We start from the raw sequence: 16,843 nt of genomic DNA on the forward strand, positions 1-16,843 counted from the left end.
CGGCACCGGGCGCCTGGACGGCGCGGAACGGCCACTGCCCGACGGCGAGGCGCGCGCCGATCTCAGCGAGGCGATCGTGGCCAGCGCGTACGAGCAGACGCCCGCCCGGCTCGCGCAGCTCAGCAGGCAGGCGGTGGAGGCGGCGGACGAGGGCGACGCGGTGGCGCTGCGGCTGCTGGACGGCGCGGCCGACCTGCTGGTGGCGACCGTACGGGCGCTGGAGCCGCGGCCGGGGGAGCCGCTGGTGCTCACCGGCGGGCTGCTCGGGCCCGGCGGCCCGCTGCTCGACCGGGTCGTCGCCCGGCTCGACGGGCTCGCGCTGCGGGTCTTCCCGGTGGCGAACGGGGGAGCGGGGGCGGCGGCGCTGGCACGGCTGTTGCTGTGAGGGCGGGGGCCGCTGCTCCGAAACGGGGCCGCGGTCCCGGGACTTCGAGGGATCGCGGCGGCGCGGCGGTGTCTTGACGGCAGCGTGTGTGGTGGTTCATTGTTTCAGTGAACTGCAACAGAGATGGTTGATCGAGCCGAAACCGGCTCAGGTCCCACCTCCCGACCCACCAAGGGGGCTCGGCCATGGCCGACGCACAGCTCACCGCCGCCCGGTTCGCCGACGAGGGGCGTGCCGCCGTCGAGCGCGCCATCGCGGCCAACAAGGACTCCGTCGCCGCCGCGGGACGGCTTTTCGCCGACTGCGTGGCCGCCGACGGTGTGATCCACGGCTTCGGTACCGGCCACTCCCAGGCCACCGTCCTGGAGATCGTCGGCCGCGCGGGCGGCCTGATCCCCACCAACCGGATCGGCCTCGCCGACCTCGTACTGCGCGGCGGCGAGGACCGCTCGGTGCTCGACGACCCGCTGCTGGAACGTTCCCCCGGCCTGGCCAGGCGCCTCTACGACCTGTCGACGCCGCACCCGCGAGACCTGTTCGTGATCGTCTCCAACTCCGGTGTGAACAACTCCGTGGTGGACATGGCGCTCCAGGTCAAGGAGGCGGGGCACCCGCTGGTCGCCCTCACCTCGCTGACCCACACCCGCGCCGTGCCCGCCCTGCACCCCAGCGGCAAGCGGCTCGCGGACATCGCCGACGCCGTACTCGACAACTGCGCGCCCGCCGGTGACGCCCTGCTCCCGCTGCCCGACGGCGGCGCGCTGTGCGGGGTCTCCACCATCACCTCGGCGCTGCTGGTCCAGATGGTCGTCGCCGAGTGCGTGGGCCTGCTCACCGCCGAGGGCAAGGAAGCTCCGGTCTACGTCTCCGCGAATCTGCCCGGCGGCTTCGAGCGCAACGCCGTCCTGGAGGAGCACTACGCGGGCCGCCTGCACCGCGGCGGTTTCTGACCTTCGCGCCCGCCCCGCCCTCGTCTCGTTCCGGCGTGTCATCAATTAGCGTGGGGCGTGCAGCGAGGACGAGGAGAAGTGGACTGATGTCCGAAACGAACGCGCAGGGCCCGAAGGCTCTCGACCAGCGTGCCGAATGGCACGCGCTCGGCAAGCACCGCGAGGAACTGGCGGACGCGCACCTGCGGGATCTGTTCGCGGCCGACCCCGAGCGGGGCAGCCGTTACACCCTCCACGTGGGTGACCTCCACCTGGACTACTCCAAGCAGCTCGTGACGGACGAGACGCTCCGACTGCTGCGCGAACTGGCCGCCGCGACCGGGGTGTTCGAGCTTCGTGACGCGATGTTCCGCGGCGAGCGGATCAATGTCACCGAGGACCGGGCGGTCCTGCACACCGCTCTGCGCGCCCCGCGCTCCGCGGTGATCGAGCTGGACGGCCAGGACGTCGTGCCCGCCGTGCACTCCGTGCTCAACAAGATGCAGGTCTTCTGCGACCGGGTGCGCTCGGGGGAGTGGACCGGCCACACCGGCAAGCGGATCAAGAACGTCGTCAACATCGGCATCGGCGGCTCCGACCTCGGCCCCGCGATGGCCTACGAGGTGCTGCGCGCCTACACCGACCGCGGTCTGACGGTCCGTTTCGTGTCCAACGTGGACGGCGCCGACCTGCACGAGGCGGTCCGCGACCTGGACGCGGCCGAGACGCTGTTCATCATCGCGTCCAAGACCTTCACCACCATCGAGACCATCACCAACGCCACCTCCGCCCGCGACTGGCTGCTCACCGAGCTGCGCGCCGACGAGTCCGCGGTCGCCAAGCACTTCGTGGCGCTGTCCACGAACGCGGAGAAGGTCGCCGACTTCGGCATCGACACCCAGAACATGTTCGAGTTCTGGGACTGGGTCGGCGGCCGTTACTCCTACGACTCGGCCATCGGGCTCTCCTTGATGCTGGCGATCGGCCCCGACCGCTTCCGCGAGATGCTGGCCGGATTCCACCTGGTCGACGAGCACTTCAGGACCGCGCCGCCGGAGGAGAACGTCCCGCTGCTGCTCGGCCTTCTCGGCGTCTGGTACGGCGGTTTCCACGACGCGCAGTCGCACGCGGTGCTGCCGTACAGCCACTACCTGAGCAAGTTCACCGCCTACCTCCAGCAGCTCGACATGGAGTCCAACGGCAAGTCCGTGGACCGGCAGGGCAACCCGGTGACATGGCAGACCGGCCCGGTCGTCTGGGGCACGCCGGGCACCAACGGGCAGCACGCGTACTACCAGTTGCTGCACCAGGGCACCAAGCTCGTCCCCGCGGACTTCATCGGCTTCGCACGGCCGGTCGACGAACTCGGGCCGCTCGCCTCCCAGCACGACCTGCTGATGGCGAACTTCTTCGCGCAGACCCAGGCGCTGGCCTTCGGCAAGACGCCGGACGAGGTCAGGGCCGAGGGCGTGCCCGAGGAGCTGGTCCCGCACAAGACCTTCCGCGGGAACCACCCCACGACCACCATCCTGGCCACCGAGCTGACGCCGTCCGTCCTCGGCCAGCTCATCGCCCTCTACGAGCACAAGGTGTTCGTCCAGGGCGCGGTCTGGAACATCGACTCCTTCGACCAGTGGGGCGTCGAGCTGGGCAAGGTCCTCGCCAAGCGCGTCGAGCCCGCCCTCGCCGAGGGCACCGCCGTCCCCGGCCTCGACGCTTCTACTACGGCCCTGGTCGCCAAGTACCGCGAGCTGCGCGGTCGCTGAGCGAGCGCATGAGACATGAGAAAGGGGCCGGGAAGGAGTTCGTCCTTCCCGGCCCCTCTGCTCACGTCACCTCACCCTACGACGACGCGGGCGGATACAACTGCGGAGGCAGCTTGGCCGCCGCGCTCCGGTCCAGCAGCCACAGCGTCCTGGACCGCCCGTAGGCACCCGAGGCGGGCGCCTGCAACTCACCCGGGGACGACAGCGCGAGGGCCACCGCCGAAGCCTTGTCCTCACCCGCCGCGAGCAGCCACACCTCGCGGGCGGCGCGGATCGCGGGCAGCGTCAGCGAGATCCGGGTCGGCGGCGGCTTCGGAGCGCCGTGCACACCGACGACCGTCCGCTCGCTCTCCCGCACCGCGGGGTGCTCGGGGAAGAGCGACGCCACATGCGTGTCGGGCCCCACCCCCAGCATCAGCACGTCGAAGGCCGGCACCCGCAGCCGGTCCTCGGGACCCGCCGCCGCGGCCAGCTCCGCCGCGTAGACCTCGGCCGCCTCGTCGGCGTCGGCGTACGGCCCGTCCGAGGCGGGCATGGCGTGCACCCGCGACGGATCGACCGGGACCGCGTCCAGCAGCTCCGCGCGGGCCTGCGTGACATTGCGCTCCGGGTCGCCGTCCGGCTCGAACCGCTCGTCGCCCCACCACAGATCGAGGTGCGCCCAGTCCACCGCGTCACGCGCGGGGGACGAGGCGAGGGCGGCGAGCAGCGCGTTGCCGTTGCGCCCGCCCGTGAGCACCACGCAAGCGGTGCCACGGGCGGCCTGGGCGTCCACGACCTTGGTGATCAGCCGGGCCGCCGCGGCCTGCGCCATCAGCTCCTTGTCCCGGTGGACGACCACCTGTGGCGTGCTCACTTCGCGCTCTCCGCCTTCTTGGCCACGGCGGCCCGCTTGGCGGCGCTGGGCGTCTTGTCCTTCGCCGTGACGGTGCCGTCCGGGCTCACCGTCTCCGCGCCGCCGGGGTTGTTGATCAGGTGCTTGACCCCGAACTGCACGGTGGAGCGGTATATGTCGTCCGGGTCCAGACGGCGCAGTTCCTCCGCGATCAGCTCGGAGGTCTCGCGCCGCTTGAGCGCCACATGCCGGTCCGGCTGCCCCGGCATCGCCAGCTCCGCCAGCGCGCCGTCCGCCCGGTCGAGGCAGATGTCGCCGTCGGCCGTCGCCAGCCGCACCGCGGTGATACCGGGACCGTCGGAGACCCTGCGCTCCACCGGCACACCCAGCCGGTCCGCGAGCCACAGCGCGAGCAGCTCCGTACTCGGGTTGTACGCCTCGCCGTCGACGATCGCGTCGGTGATCGTCGAGTGCTTCTGGTCCAGGGCCGCCGCGAGCATCGAACGCCACGGGGTGATCCGGGTCCAGGCCAGGTCGGTGTCGCCGGGCGAGTAACTGGCCGCGCGGACACCGAGCGACGCCACCGGGTCCTCGGCCGCCGCGGCGTCCGTGATCCGGCGCTGCGCGAGGCGCCCCAGCGGGTCCTCCGCCGCGTTGCCCGGCGCGTTGTCCGGCCACCAGACGACCACGGGGGCGTCGGGCAGCAGCAGCGGCAGCACCACCGACTCGGCGTGGTTGGCCAGCTCGCCGTGCAGCCGCAGCATCACGGTCTCGCCGGTGCCCGCCTCCGAGCCGACCAGCACCTCCGCGTCGAGCCGGGCGCTCGCCCGGTCCCGCGGCGAACGCCCCGGCCGCTTCACGACGACCAGGATCCGCGACGGGTGCTCCTTGGACGCCTCGGTGGCGGCCTTGAGCGAGTCGTAGGCACTGCCCTCGTCGGTGACGATGACCAGGGTCAGCACCATCCCGACCGCGGGGGTGCCGATCGCCCGCCGGGCCTGGATCAGACCCGAGTTGATTTTCGCGGACGTGGTGTCCGTCAGATCGATCTTCATGGCCGGCGCCAGCTCCTGCCGTCTCGTGCGAGCATCTCGTCCGCCTCGACCGGTCCCCAGGTGCCGGACGCGTACTGGGCGGGCTTGCCGTGCTTGTCCCAGTACTCCTCGATCGGGTCGAGGATCGTCCAGGAGATCTCGACCTCCTGGTGGCGCGGGAAGAGGTTGGCGTCACCGAGCAGCACATCGAGGATGAGCCGCTCGTACGCCTCCGGGCTGGACTCGGTGAAGGACTCGCCGTACGCGAAGTCCATCGTCACGTCCCTGACCTCGGTCGAGGTGCCGGGCACCTTCGAACCGAACCGCACCGTCACGCCCTCGTCCGGCTGCACCCGGATGACCAGGGCGTTCTGCCCCAGCTCCTCGGTGGCCCCGGACTCGAACGGCAGATACGGCGCCCGCTTGAAGACCACCGCGATCTCGGTGACGCGGCGGCCCAGCCGCTTGCCGGTCCGCAGGTAGAACGGCACACCCGCCCAGCGCCGGTTGTTGATCTCCAGCTTCACGGCCGCGTAGGTGTCGGTCTTGGACTTGGGGTCGATGCCGTCCTCCTCCAGGTACCCGAGCACCTCCTCGCCGCCCTGCCAGGCGTGCGCGTACTGGCCGCGCACGGTGTTCTTGCCGAGGTCGTCGGGGAGGACGACCGCGCTGAGCACCTTCAGCTTCTCCGCGGTGAGCGCCTTCGGGTGGAAGGAGCCGGGCTCCTCCATCGCGGTCAGCGCCAGCAGTTGCAGCAGGTGGTTCTGGATCACGTCGCGCGCGGCGCCGATGCCGTCGTAGTACCCGGCCCGGCCGCCGATGCCGATGTCCTCGGCCATGGTGATCTGGACGTGGTCGACGTACGACCGGTTCCAGATCGGCTCGTACATCGTGTTGGCGAAGCGCAGCGCCAGGATGTTCTGGACGGTCTCCTTGCCCAGGTAGTGGTCGATCCTGAAGACCTCGTTGGGCGGGAAGACCTCGTGCACCACCTGGTTGAGGTCCATCGCGCTCGCCAGGTCGTGGCCGAACGGCTTCTCGATGACCGCGCGCCGCCAGGACTCCCCGGTGCCGTCCGACAGCCCGTGCTTCTTGAGCTGCTGCACCACGTTGGGGAAGAACTTCGGCGGTACGGACAGGTAGAAGGCGAAGTTGCCGCCCGTGCCCCGCGCCTTGTCCAGCTCCTCGATGGTCGCCTTCAGCGTCTCGAAGGCGGTGTCGTCGTCGAAGTCGCCCTGCACGAAGCGGCAGCCCTCGGCGAGCTGCTGCCACACCTCCTCACGGAAGGGCGTGCGCGCGTGCTCCTTGACCGCGTCGTGGACCTCCTGCGCGAAGTCCTCGTTCTCCCACTGGCGGCGGGCGAAGCCGACCAGCGCGAAGCCCGGCGGCAGCAGACCGCGGTTGGCCAGGTCGTACACGGCCGGCATCAGCTTCTTGCGCGACAGGTCGCCCGTCACGCCGAAGATGACCAGTCCTGACGGGCCCGCGATCCGCGGCAGCCGCCGGTCCAGCGGATCCCGCAGCGGGTTGCCTTCCGAAGATGTCAGCGTGGACAACTCAGACCTCCGAAGGAGCGAGCCGATCGAGTTCCGCCTGGGTGGAGGCCAGCAGTTCGTTCCAGGCCGTCGCGAACTTCTCGACGCCCTCGTCCTCCAGGAGCTGCACGACGTCGTCGTAGGAGATGCCGAGCGCCGCCACGGCGGCCAGCTCGGCCTTCGCCTGCGCGTACCCGCCGGTCACGGTGTCGCCGGTGATCTCGCCGTGGTCGGCGGTGGCGTCCAGCGTGGCCTCCGGCATGGTGTTCACCGTGTTCGGCGCGACCAGCTCGGTGACGTACAGCGTGTCGGAGTAGGCCGGGTCCTTGACGCCGGTCGAGGCCCACAGCGGGCGCTGCTTGTTGGCGCCGGACTTCTCCAGGGCCAGCCAGCGGTCGGAGGAGAAGACCTCCTCGTACGCCTCGTAGGCCAGCCGCGCGTTGGCGACGGCCGCCTTGCCCTTGAGCGCCTTCGCCTCGTCGGTGCCCAGCTTCTCCAGCCGCTTGTCGATCTCGGTGTCCACGCGGGAGACGAAGAACGAGGCGACCGAGTGGATCAGCGACAGGTCGAGCCCGGCGGACTTGGCCTTCTCCAGACCGGAGAGGTACGCGTCCATCACACCGCGGTAGCGCTCCAGCGAGAAGATCAGCGTGACGTTGACGCTGATGCCCTTGCCGATCACCTCGGTGATCGCGGGCAGCCCCGCGGGCGTCGCCGGGATCTTGATCAGCGTGTTCGGCCGGTCGACCAGCCACGCGAGCTGCTTGGCCTCCGCGACGGTGGCTTTCGTGTTGTTCGCCAGCCGCGGGTCGACCTCGATCGAGACCCGGCCGTCCTGGCCGTCGGTCCGGTCGAAGACCGGCCGCAGGATGTCGGCCGCGTCCCGTACGTCCGCGGTGGTGATCATGCGGATCGCCTCGTCGACCGTCAGCCGGCGGGCGGCGAGGTCGGTGAGCTGCTGGTCGTAGCCGTCGCCCTGGGAGATCGCCTTCTGGAAGATCGACGGGTTGGTGGTGACACCCACCACATGCTGCTCGTCGATGAGTTCGGCCAGGTTGCCGGACGTGATGCGCTTGCGCGACAGGTCGTCCAGCCAGATCGCGACGCCTTCGTCGGAGAGGCGCTTGAGTGCGTCTGTCATGGGATTTGCATCTCCTACTTGTCGTTTCCTGCGTCAGCGATCAACGGCGTCGAGTGATTCCCGGGCCGCGGCGGCCACCGCGTCCGCGGTGAACCCGAACTCACGGAAGAGCACCTTGCCGTCGGCCGAGGCACCGAAGTGCTCAAGGCTGACGATGCGTCCCGCGTCACCCACGAAGCGGTGCCAGGTCAGACCGATACCGGCCTCGACCGCCACCCGCGCCTTCACGTCCTTGGGCAGCACGCTGTCGCGGTACGCCTGGTCCTGCTCGTCGAACCACTCCACGCACGGCATCGACACCACGCGGGTCGGCACCCCGGCCGCCTGGAGCTGCTCACGCGCGCCCACCGCGAGCTGCACCTCGGAGCCGGTGCCGATGATGACGACCTGCGGCGCGGTCGCCGCGCCGTCGGCGTCCGTCGCGTCGAACATCACATAACCGCCGCGCGCCGCGTCCTCGTTGCGGTCGTACGTCGGCACGCCCTGCCGGGTCAGCGCCAGGCCGTGCGGGGCGCCCTTGCCGAAGACCTTCGTCCAGCGCTTGAACACCTCGCGCCACACGACCGCCGTCTCGTTGGCGTCGGCGGGCCGCACCACGTTGAGACCGGGGATCGCGCGCAGCGACGCCAGGTGCTCCACCGGCTGGTGCGTCGGACCGTCCTCGCCGACACCGACCGAGTCGTGCGTCCACACGTAGGTCACCGGCAGGTGCATCAGCGCGGACAGCCGGACCGCGTTGCGCATGTAGTCGGAGAAGACGAGGAAGGTGCCGCCGTAGATCCGGGTGTTGCCGTGCAGCGTGATGCCGTTCATCTCGGCGGCCATCGAGTGCTCACGGATACCGAAGTGCACGGTACGGCCGTACGGGTCGGCGCCCGGCAGCGGGTTGCCCGTCGGCAGGAACGACGAATTCTTGTCGATCGTCGTGTTGTTCGACCCGGCGAGGTCGGCGGAACCGCCCCACAGCTCGGGGATGACCGGGCCCAGCGCCTCCAGGACCTTGCCGGACGCGGCGCGGGTGGCGAGCGAGGAACCGGTCTCGAAGGCGGGGATGTGCTGCTCCCAGCCCTCGGGCAGCTCGGCGGCCTCGATCCGGTCGTACGTCGCCGCGCGCTCGGGTTGGGCGGTCCGCCAGGCGGCGAAGGACTTCTCCCACTCCGCCTTGGCCTCCTGGCCGCGCTCGCCGACCGCACGCGTGTGCGTGATGACGTCGTCGGCCACGTCGAAGTGCTTGTCCGGGTCGAAGCCCAGGATCTCCTTGGTGGCGCGCACCTCGTCCTCGCCGAGCGCCGAGCCGTGCGCGGCGCCGGTGTTCTGCTTGTTCGGCGCGGGCCAGCCGATGATCGAGCGGACCGCGATGAACGACGGGCGCTCGGTCTCGGCCTTCGCGGCGAGCATCGCGGCGTGCAGCGCGTGCACGTCGAGGTCGCCGTTCTCCAGCGGAGTGACGCGCTGGACGTGCCAGCCGTACGCCTCGTACCGCTTGACGGTGTCCTCGGAGACGGCGGTCTCGGTGTCGCCCTCGATGGAGATGTGGTTGTCGTCCCAGAGCAGGACGAGATTGCCGAGCTTCTGGTGACCGGCCATCGAGGACGCCTCGGCGGAGATGCCCTCCTGGAGGCAGCCGTCACCGGCGACGGCCCAGACGGTGTGGTCGAACGGCGAGGTGCCGACGGCCGCGTCCGGGTCGAACAGGCCGCGCTCGTAACGGGACGCCATCGCCATGCCGACCGCGTTCGCGACGCCCTGGCCGAGCGGCCCGGTCGTCGTCTCGACGCCCCTGGTGTGGCCGTACTCCGGGTGGCCGGGGGTCTGCGAACCCCAGGTGCGCAGCGCCTCCAGATCGGCCAGTTCCAGGCCGTAACCGGCGAAGTAGAGCTGCGTGTAGAGGGTCATGCTGGAGTGCCCCGCGGAGAGCACGAAGCGGTCCCGGCCGACCCAGTCGGCGTCCGCCGGGTCGTGCCGCATGACCTTCTGGAACAGCAGATAGGCCGCCGGGGCCAGGCTCATCGCCGTGCCGGGATGGCCGTTGCCGACCTTCTGCACGGAATCCATGGCCAGGACGCGGGCGGTGTCAACGGCCCGCCGGTCCAGATCGGTCCACTCGAGGTCTGTGGTGGTCGGCTGCTTGCTCACCCTGGGTCAGGGCTCCTCTCCACATGCTTGTCCACATGTTGAAAACGCCGGTGACGTGGTGCCTACCCGGCGTTGTCGAGCCTACCGCCGTACAGGCGCTCACCTTTTCGATCCTGCCCCGGTACGCCGGTCTTCGCCTCCTGAACGCGGTGAACGCCTGGTGAACCGGGTCGAGCGACACTCTCCACCCCCCAAAAGCGGACGGAGTATTCCCTGCGTCTAGAGTGGCGTGGTACGCGCAAGTCTCACCGGGTCCCGCGCTTCCGCAGGTGACCGGACTTGCTGGACTTCATCTCTTCTCTTGGGGTGTTCGTGACGGCCGTCGAATCCCGACCCGCTGGGGTCATCGGGACGGGCTCCTCCGGTCACCGCCCGTTCGGAGCCCGCGTGATGGGCTTCGTGGCGCTGACCAAGCCGCGGATCATCGAACTTCTGCTCATCACGACGGTTCCGGTGATGTTCCTCGCGGCCGGCGGAGTGCCCGATCTGTGGCTCGTGGTCGCCACGGTGATCGGCGGCTATCTGTCCGCCGGCGGTGCGAACGCGCTCAACATGTACATCGACCGCGACATCGACGCGCTGATGCACCGTACGGAGCAGCGTCCGCTGGTGACCGGTCTGGTGTCGCCGCGCGAAGGACTCGTCTTCGGCATCACGCTCTCCGTCGTCTCGACGGTCTGGTTCTGGACGCTGGTCAATCCGCTGTCCGCCGGACTGTCGCTGACGGCCATCCTCTATTACGTCTTCGTCTACACCCTCGGTCTCAAGCGGCGTACCGCGCAGAACATCGTCTGGGGCGGGGTCGCGGGCTGCCTCCAGGTCTTCATCGGCTGGTCCGCCGTGCGCGACGAGCTGGCCTGGGCGCCCTTCGTCCTCTTCCTCGTCCTCTTCTTCTGGACACCGCCGCACTACTGGCCGCTGTCGATGAAGGTCAAGGACGACTACGCGCGGGTCGGCGTCCCGATGCTGCCGGTCGTCGCGGGCAACCAGGTCGTTGCCCGGCAGATCGTCCTCTACAGCTGGGTGATGGTGATCACCTCCCTGGCACTGTGGTGGCCGCTGGGCGAGACCTCCTGGTTCTACCCGCTGGTCGCGGCCGTACTCGGCGCCTTCTGGCTCAAGGAGGCGCACGGCCTGCACGCCCGCGCGAAGGCGGGCGTCACCGGCGCGAAGCTCAAGGAGATGCGGCTCTTCCACTGGTCCATCACCTACGCGACCCTGCTGTTCGTCGCGGTGGCGATCGACCCCTTCCTGCGCTGAGCCCGGCCGCCTCCCGCAGGGTTGTACCGGCAGGTAGCATCAGCCGCATGGCTGAGGAGAGCACTCTCGAACAGACCCCGCGCGAGGCGCGACGCACCGCCCGGCTCGTCCGGCAGATCGACGCCTTCGGCAAGAAGCACGGCGGCGTGGAGGCCAATGTGGCATACATCGGCGAGCGCGGCGCGCGCATCGTGCTGGTCGCGCCGGACGGCGCCTGGGGCGACCTCGTCGCACCGTCGTACGCCATGGCGCGGGCGGCCGTCGCCGACGCGGGCGTCACCGTCCACGAGGACTTCGACGGGGAGTTCGCGGGCCGGGTTCGCACCGGCCCGTACGAGTGGACCCGGATGGCCGGGATGCAGCTCGGCGGCCCGGCCAACACCTGACGGCGCCCTCGTCCGTTAAGCCAGGAGGCCGGGAGACCGGAACGACGGCGAGGGAGCGGGCGGATGACCGGGGACCTGACACACCTGGTGGACGCGTACTGCCACGGCGTGCTCCCCGGCGACCTCGGCCTCGGCGCGTTCGAGGCGCGGCTGCCCGGCGTCGCCGCGCCGCACACCACCCTCTTCGACAGCCCCGCCGGCTTCGCGGTACGCCGCTGGTGCGCGCCGTTGCTCGGCCTCGAACCGCACTGCTCCCCGGCCCGCTACCTGGCCCGCCGCCGCGAGCTCGGCGCGTACGAGGCGACCCGGCTGCTGCTGCGCGCCACCGGCATCGAGGCGTACCTCGTCGACACCGGGGAGCCCGGCGACCTCACGCCGCCCAAGGAACTGGGCGCGGCGGGCGGCGCGGCGGCCCACGAGATCGTCCGCCTCGAACCGCTGGCCCAGCAGGTCGCCGACACCTCGGGCACGGTCGACGGCTTCCTGGCCAACCTCGCCGAGGCCGTGCACAGCGCCGCGCTCGACACGGTCGGCTTCTCCTGCGCCGACCACCCGCACGGCGGACCCTTCCGCGCGGGCGCCGACCAGGCGCTGGGCACCGGACCGCCGGACACCGCGCACGTGCGCTACGCCGCCGCGGACTGGCTCGCCCGGCGGCCGGTCGGCGAGCGCCCCGCCGACCCCGTACTCCTGCGCCATCTGCTGTGGAACGCGGTGGCGACCGGGGTGCCGCTGACGCTGCGGCACGGTGCGGACGGGGCGGGACCCTCGGCGGCCGGGGGATTCCTGCGGGCCACCGCGGGCCTGGGCACCGAGGTGGTGCTGCTGCCGGGACCCGGGCACGAGGGCGCGGCGGCGGACCTGGCGGCCGTACTCCCGCATGTGCATGTCGCGCTCGGCGCCGGCCCGGCCGCGGTGCTCGACCGGGTGCCCTTCGCGAAGGTGCTGTACGCCAGCGGCGCGGTGGCGCTGCCCGAGCTGTACGTGACCGGGGTGCGGACCTTCGGCGCGGCGCTCGGCCGGTTCGTCGGGGAGCGGGTGGCCGGCGGCGACTGGTCGGCCGCGGACGGCCGCAGGGTCAGCGCGCTGGTCGGCGGCGGGAACGCCCGCCGGGTCTTCCGCCCCGACCCGGCCGCCCATCCGGCCGCCCATCCGGCCGCCGACGCGGACCGGCGGGCGGGTCCTGAAAGGTCAGACGCCGACGCTCAGCGCTGACCCGGCCTGCGCGGGACCCGGCACGGTGGCGTCGGGCACCTCGACGGCCCGCTCGCGCATCGACAGCAGCACCCGCAGCATCGCGATCCACACCAGGGCCGCGCCGAACATGTGCAGGCCGACGACGGCCTCCGGCAGATCGGTGAAGTACTGGACGTAGCCGATCACGCCCTGGGACATCAGCACCAGGAAGAGGTCACGGGCACTGTTGCGCGGCCCGACCGGCGCGTCCACCGCGCGCAGCACGAACCACAGCGCGACGGTCAGCGCGACCACCACCCACGCGAGATCCGCGTGCAGTTGCGCCACCGACTTCCACTCCACCGGGATGCGGTGCACATCGCTGGAGTCGCCCGCGTGCGGCCCCGCGCCCGTCACGACGGTGCCCACCGCGACCAGCAGCCCGGTCGCGCAGGTCAGCAGCCAGCCGAGCTGCTGCACCGGCTTGCCGACCAGCGGGCTCGGCGCGCTGTCGCCCTCCGCGGTCCGCCGCCACATCACCACGGCGATCGTGATCAGCACGAACGCCAGCAGGAAGTGCACGCACACGGTGTACGGGTTGAGCCCGGTCAGCACGGTGAAGGCGCCCAGCACCGCGTTCGCCACGACCATCCAGAACTGCGCCCAGCCGAGCCGGGTGAGGCTGCGCCGGTACGGCTTCTGCGACCGCACGGCGATGATGGCCCAGCCGACGGCGGCGCAGAGAACGTACGTCAGCATGCGGTTGGTGAACTCAATCGCCCCGTGTACGCCCATCGCCGAGGTGGGTACCCAACTGTCGCCCACGCAGCGGGGCGCGGTGGGGCAGCCGAGGCCGGAACCGGTCAGCCGTACCGCGCCGCCGGTGACCACGATGACGACCGACATGACCAGCGCGGACAGGGTCGCCCTGCGGACCGTGGCGGGGGACGGGGTCCACCGCTCTGCGATGGCGGCGAGGGGGTTTCGCACGAGTTCGAGAAGCTTCGGCACGCGCCCATGGTAGGCGGCACGCTTGTGCACGGTTTCACGAGGGGTGTGTACGCGCCGGATCCGATCACCGCGAAACCACCCGAACCCGGTGGTACGGCCCTACCATCGTGGCTCACGCACGGGGACCGACGACGGGAGGCGCCGTATGACCGGCGAACACCGTGAGACCGTCAACCGCAGGCACCTGCTCTACGGAGGCGCGGCAGCGGCCCTCGCGGGGACGGGCATCGCCGCCTACGCGGGCGGCGCCTGGGACTCCTCGGCGGCCGACACCGCGGACCCCGCGCACCCGGGGCCCGCGAACCACCCCGGATACGTCGACGTGGTGGCCGACTTCGGCGCCAAGGGCGACGGACACACCGACGACAGCGCCGCCTTCGCCGCCGCGTACGCCTACGCCGAGTCGCGCGCGGCCGGCGGCACCGGCCGTACCGTCATCGACGTGCCGCCCGGTGTGTTCCGGATCACCAAGCCGTACGCCTTCATCGACGCCAACAAGCCCACCCGGCAGGTCAACGGGCTGCGGTTCCGCGGCGCGGGGCTGCGGATCAGCGACATCGTCTTCGACCCGCCGAACGCGTCGGACGCCTATCTGTGCCGCAACATCGACACCTGGCAGAACATCGCCTTCGAGGGACTGCGCTTCACCTCCGCCACGCCCGGCGCGTCCTTCTTCTACTCGTACTCGACCGGCGGCGCCGCGAACTACCGCTTCTCGGACTGCGAGTGGATGGGGGAGTGGGAGTACGGGCTCGCGCTCGACGGCAGCAACACCAACTCCGAGATGCGCTGGGAGGCGTGCCGGGTCGGCGGCGCCTACCGCAAGGCGTTCCTCTACTCGGGCCTGTCGCTGAACTCCAAGAACCTGGAGCAGCAGGACCAGTTTCTCAACTACTGGTTCACCGACATGAACGTCACCTACGAGTGGGGCAACTTCCTGGAGTTCCCCTACGGCGGGTCCGTCACCTGCCGCGCGGGCAGCTACATCATCACCGGCCGCCGCCCCACCCCGCACCCCGACTACGGCTTCGAGAGCGCCTTCTTCCGCTTCCCGCGCGCCTCACACTTCGACGGCGCCCAGCGCTTCCACGCCGAGGACATCCGCTTCGAACTGCGCGACCCCTCGGTCGTCGTCATCGACTGCGCGTGGAACCGCGGCACCGTCCACTTCAACGACTGCGACGACACCGCGCACGCCTTCAAGGACTTCTCCGACGACCTGCGCGCCCACCGCTACACCATCGGCGCCAACGGCCCGCTGGTCCGCTACGACTCCTGCCAGCTCGTCGGCGCGCACCAGTTCCGTACGGCGGCGAACGCCAAGCCGCCGGTGTGCGTGCGCTACGACATGTGCCGCTTCGGCTCGCACCCGCCGGCCGCGTTCCTGGCGCTGGACGAGGGGCAGGGCCGGGACTTCGTACGGTTCACCGACTGCATCCCGGCCGCGGGCGGGTGAGGGCGCCTACTCCCAGCGGAAGAAGCGGGCCGCCAGGGCCAGTCCGACGACCGCCCAGACGGCGAGGATGCCCAGGTCGCCCCAGGGCATCGAGGCGCCGTGCTGAAGGACGTCCCGCAGCCCGTCGGACAGCGCCGAGATCGGCAGCAGCTTCAGGACCGACTGGACGCCGCCGGAGAACTTGCTCAGCGGCACGATCACGCCGCCCGCGACCAGCAGCAGGATGAAGACCAGATTCGCGGCGGCCAGCGTCGCCTCGGCCTTGAGCGTCCCCGCCATCAGCAGCCCGAGCCCGGAGAAGGCGGCGGTGCCGAGCAGGAGCAGCAGCACGACGGCGAAGGGGTTGCCGTGCGGCGACCAGCCGAGCGCGAAGGCGATCACCACCAGCAGCGCGATCTGCAACACCTCGGTGACCAGCACCGAGCAGGTCTTCGCCGTCATCAGCGCCCAGCGCGGCAGCGGCGAGGCGCCGAGCCGTTTGAGCACGCCGTAACGCCGCTCGAAGCCGGTGGCGATGGCCTGGCCGGTGAACGCGGTGGACAGCACCGCGAGCGCGAGGATGCCGGGGGCCAGGAAGTCCACCGACGTGCCTGCCCCGGTGTCCACGATGTCGACGGCGCTGAACAGCACCAGCAGCAGCGCCGGGATGATCACGGTGAGCAGCAGCTGCTCGCCGTTGCGCAGCAGCATCCTGGTCTCCAGCGCCGCCTGGGCCCGGATCATCCGGGGGAGCGGCGCCGCTCCGGGGGCGGGGGCGAAGACGCCGGGGTTGGTCGGGGCGCTCATCCGCGCAGCTCCTTGCCGGTCAGTTCCAGGAAGACGTCCTCCAGGGTGCGGCGCTCGACCGAGAGGCGGTCGGGGAGGACGCCGTGCTGGGCGCACCAGGAGGTGACGGTGGCCAGCAGTTGGGGATCGACCTTGCCCTCGATGCGGTAGGTGCCCGGGGTCAGTTCCGCGGCGGCGGTGTCGGCGGGCAGCGCGTTGAGCAGCGAGACCAGGTCGAGTCCGGGGCGTCCCGAGAAGCGCAGGGTGTTCTCCGCGCCGCCGCGGCACAGCTCGTCCGGGGTGCCGTGGGCGATGGCCCGGCCGCCGTCGATGATCACCACCTGGTCGGCCAACTGCTCGGCCTCGTCCATGAAATGGGTGGTGAGCACGATCGTGACGCCGTCCGCGCGCAGCTCCCGTACGAGATCCCAGGTCGCGTGCCTGGTCTGCGGGTCGAGACCGGCGGTGGGCTCGTCGAGGAAGACCAGTTCGGGGCGGCCGACGACGGCCATGGCGAGCGCGAGGCGCTGCTGCTGGCCGCCGGACAGCCGGCGGTAGGCGGTGCGCCCGCAGGACTCCAGTCCGAGCCGTTCGATCAGCAGCGCGGGGTCGACGGGGTCGGCGTGCAGGGTCGCGGTGTGCCGCAGCATCTCCTCGGCGCGCGCGCCGGGGTACACACCGCCGGACTGGAGCATCACGCCGATCCGGGGCCGCAGCTGCGCGCCGCGCGCGGCCGGGTCGAGGCCGAGGACCCGTACGGTGCCGCCGTCCGGCCGCCGGTAGCCCTCGCAGACCTCGACGGTGGTGGTCTTGCCCGCGCCGTTGGGGCCGAGCACCGCTGTGACGCCGCCGCGGGCCACGGTCAGGTCGAGGCCGTCCACCGCGGTCCTGGTCCCGTACCGTTTGACCAGACCGGTCACCTCGACCGCGGGCTCGTTTCGCATGCTGTGAGTCTAGGGACGGCGGAGGACCGGCCGTGCCCGGGTCCTCGGAAACCGCCCCGGCCCCCGCGCGTACCGGCTCGCGTA

Annotated in this window: 14 protein-coding genes and 1 pseudogene; 7 read left to right on the forward strand and 8 right to left on the reverse strand. The window is 71.2% G+C overall.

The window, feature by feature from the left end:
- The 3 genes and pseudogenes from BGM09_RS27560 to pgi form a co-directional block, all read left to right on the forward strand.
- Nucleotides 1–385, forward strand: a pseudogene (locus BGM09_RS27560) (hypothetical protein); the annotation flags it as partial.
- Between the two features lie 185 nt (nt 386–570).
- Nucleotides 571–1,335, forward strand: coding sequence for a sugar isomerase domain-containing protein (locus BGM09_RS27565; RefSeq protein ID WP_188284416.1), 765 nt, complete (start codon nt 571–573; stop codon nt 1,333–1,335).
- Between the two features lie 86 nt (nt 1,336–1,421).
- Nucleotides 1,422–3,080 carry a glucose-6-phosphate isomerase gene (pgi, locus tag BGM09_RS27570; RefSeq protein ID WP_188284417.1) on the forward strand — a complete coding sequence of 553 codons (1,659 nt, stop codon included), beginning with the start codon at nt 1,422–1,424 and terminating at the stop codon, nt 3,078–3,080.
- Between the two features lie 76 nt (nt 3,081–3,156).
- Here the strand turns inward: pgi and pgl are convergent, their stop codons facing one another.
- From pgl to tkt, 5 genes are read right to left on the reverse strand one after another with little or no spacing between them, the layout of a single operon-like run.
- On the reverse strand, nt 3,157–3,936 hold the full coding sequence (gene pgl, locus BGM09_RS27575) for a 6-phosphogluconolactonase (RefSeq protein WP_188284418.1): 780 nt from the start codon (nt 3,934–3,936) through the stop codon (nt 3,157–3,159).
- A complete protein-coding gene (opcA, locus tag BGM09_RS27580) occupies nt 3,933–4,970 on the reverse strand; it encodes a glucose-6-phosphate dehydrogenase assembly protein OpcA (RefSeq protein ID WP_188284419.1) in 1,038 nt (345 codons plus the stop codon). The genes pgl and opcA overlap by 4 nt, the downstream gene beginning before the upstream one ends.
- Nucleotides 4,967–6,496, reverse strand: a complete 1,530-nt coding sequence (gene zwf, locus BGM09_RS27585; RefSeq protein ID WP_188284443.1) for a glucose-6-phosphate dehydrogenase — start codon at nt 6,494–6,496, stop codon at nt 4,967–4,969. The genes opcA and zwf overlap by 4 nt, the downstream gene beginning before the upstream one ends.
- Nucleotides 6,497–6,506: 10 nt before the next feature.
- Nucleotides 6,507–7,625 (reverse strand): transaldolase, encoded by a 1,119-nt coding sequence (gene tal, locus BGM09_RS27590; protein WP_188284420.1) that lies wholly within the window; start codon nt 7,623–7,625, stop codon nt 6,507–6,509.
- Nucleotides 7,626–7,658: 33 nt separating this feature from the next.
- On the reverse strand, nt 7,659–9,761 hold the full coding sequence (gene tkt / locus BGM09_RS27595; protein ID WP_188284421.1) for a transketolase: 2,103 nt from the start codon (nt 9,759–9,761) through the stop codon (nt 7,659–7,661).
- 312 nt (nt 9,762–10,073) lie between these two features.
- On the opposite strand from tkt, the gene BGM09_RS27600 reads away from it, so the two are divergent.
- From BGM09_RS27600 to BGM09_RS27610, 3 genes are all read left to right on the forward strand, one after another.
- Nucleotides 10,074–11,021: a heme o synthase gene (locus BGM09_RS27600; RefSeq protein ID WP_188284444.1), complete on the forward strand. Its 948-nt coding sequence runs from the start codon at nt 10,074–10,076 to the stop codon at nt 11,019–11,021.
- A gap of 47 nt (nt 11,022–11,068) precedes the next feature.
- Nucleotides 11,069–11,407: a hypothetical protein gene (locus BGM09_RS27605; protein WP_188284422.1), complete on the forward strand. Its 339-nt coding sequence runs from the start codon at nt 11,069–11,071 to the stop codon at nt 11,405–11,407.
- Nucleotides 11,408–11,470: 63 nt separating this feature from the next.
- Nucleotides 11,471–12,622: an amidohydrolase gene (locus tag BGM09_RS27610; RefSeq protein ID WP_223187696.1), complete on the forward strand. Its 1,152-nt coding sequence runs from the start codon at nt 11,471–11,473 to the stop codon at nt 12,620–12,622.
- Here BGM09_RS27610 and BGM09_RS27615 read toward each other — a convergent pair.
- The gene (locus tag BGM09_RS27615) at nt 12,599–13,594 is read right to left on the reverse strand and encodes a COX15/CtaA family protein (RefSeq protein ID WP_317452917.1); all 996 of its coding nucleotides are present in this window, start codon (nt 13,592–13,594) and stop codon (nt 12,599–12,601) included. The genes BGM09_RS27610 and BGM09_RS27615 overlap by 24 nt on opposite strands.
- 145 nt (nt 13,595–13,739) lie before the next feature.
- On the opposite strand from BGM09_RS27615, the gene BGM09_RS27620 reads away from it, so the two are divergent.
- Nucleotides 13,740–15,050, forward strand: a complete 1,311-nt coding sequence (locus tag BGM09_RS27620; protein ID WP_188284423.1) for a glycosyl hydrolase family 28-related protein — start codon at nt 13,740–13,742, stop codon at nt 15,048–15,050.
- Nucleotides 15,051–15,056: 6 nt separating this feature from the next.
- Here BGM09_RS27620 and BGM09_RS27625 read toward each other — a convergent pair whose 3' ends face one another.
- Together BGM09_RS27625 and BGM09_RS27630 are read right to left on the reverse strand one after the other, a co-directional pair.
- A complete protein-coding gene (locus tag BGM09_RS27625; RefSeq protein ID WP_188284424.1) occupies nt 15,057–15,836 on the reverse strand; it encodes an ABC transporter permease in 780 nt (259 codons plus the stop codon).
- Nucleotides 15,833–16,759, reverse strand: coding sequence for an ABC transporter ATP-binding protein (locus tag BGM09_RS27630; RefSeq protein ID WP_188284425.1), 927 nt, complete (start codon nt 16,757–16,759; stop codon nt 15,833–15,835). The genes BGM09_RS27625 and BGM09_RS27630 overlap by 4 nt, the downstream gene beginning before the upstream one ends.
- Nucleotides 16,760–16,843: the final 84 nt, after the last annotated feature.

Source organism: Streptomyces sp. CBMA29 (genome assembly GCF_014596445.1).
GTDB lineage: Bacteria > Actinomycetota > Actinomycetes > Streptomycetales > Streptomycetaceae > Actinacidiphila.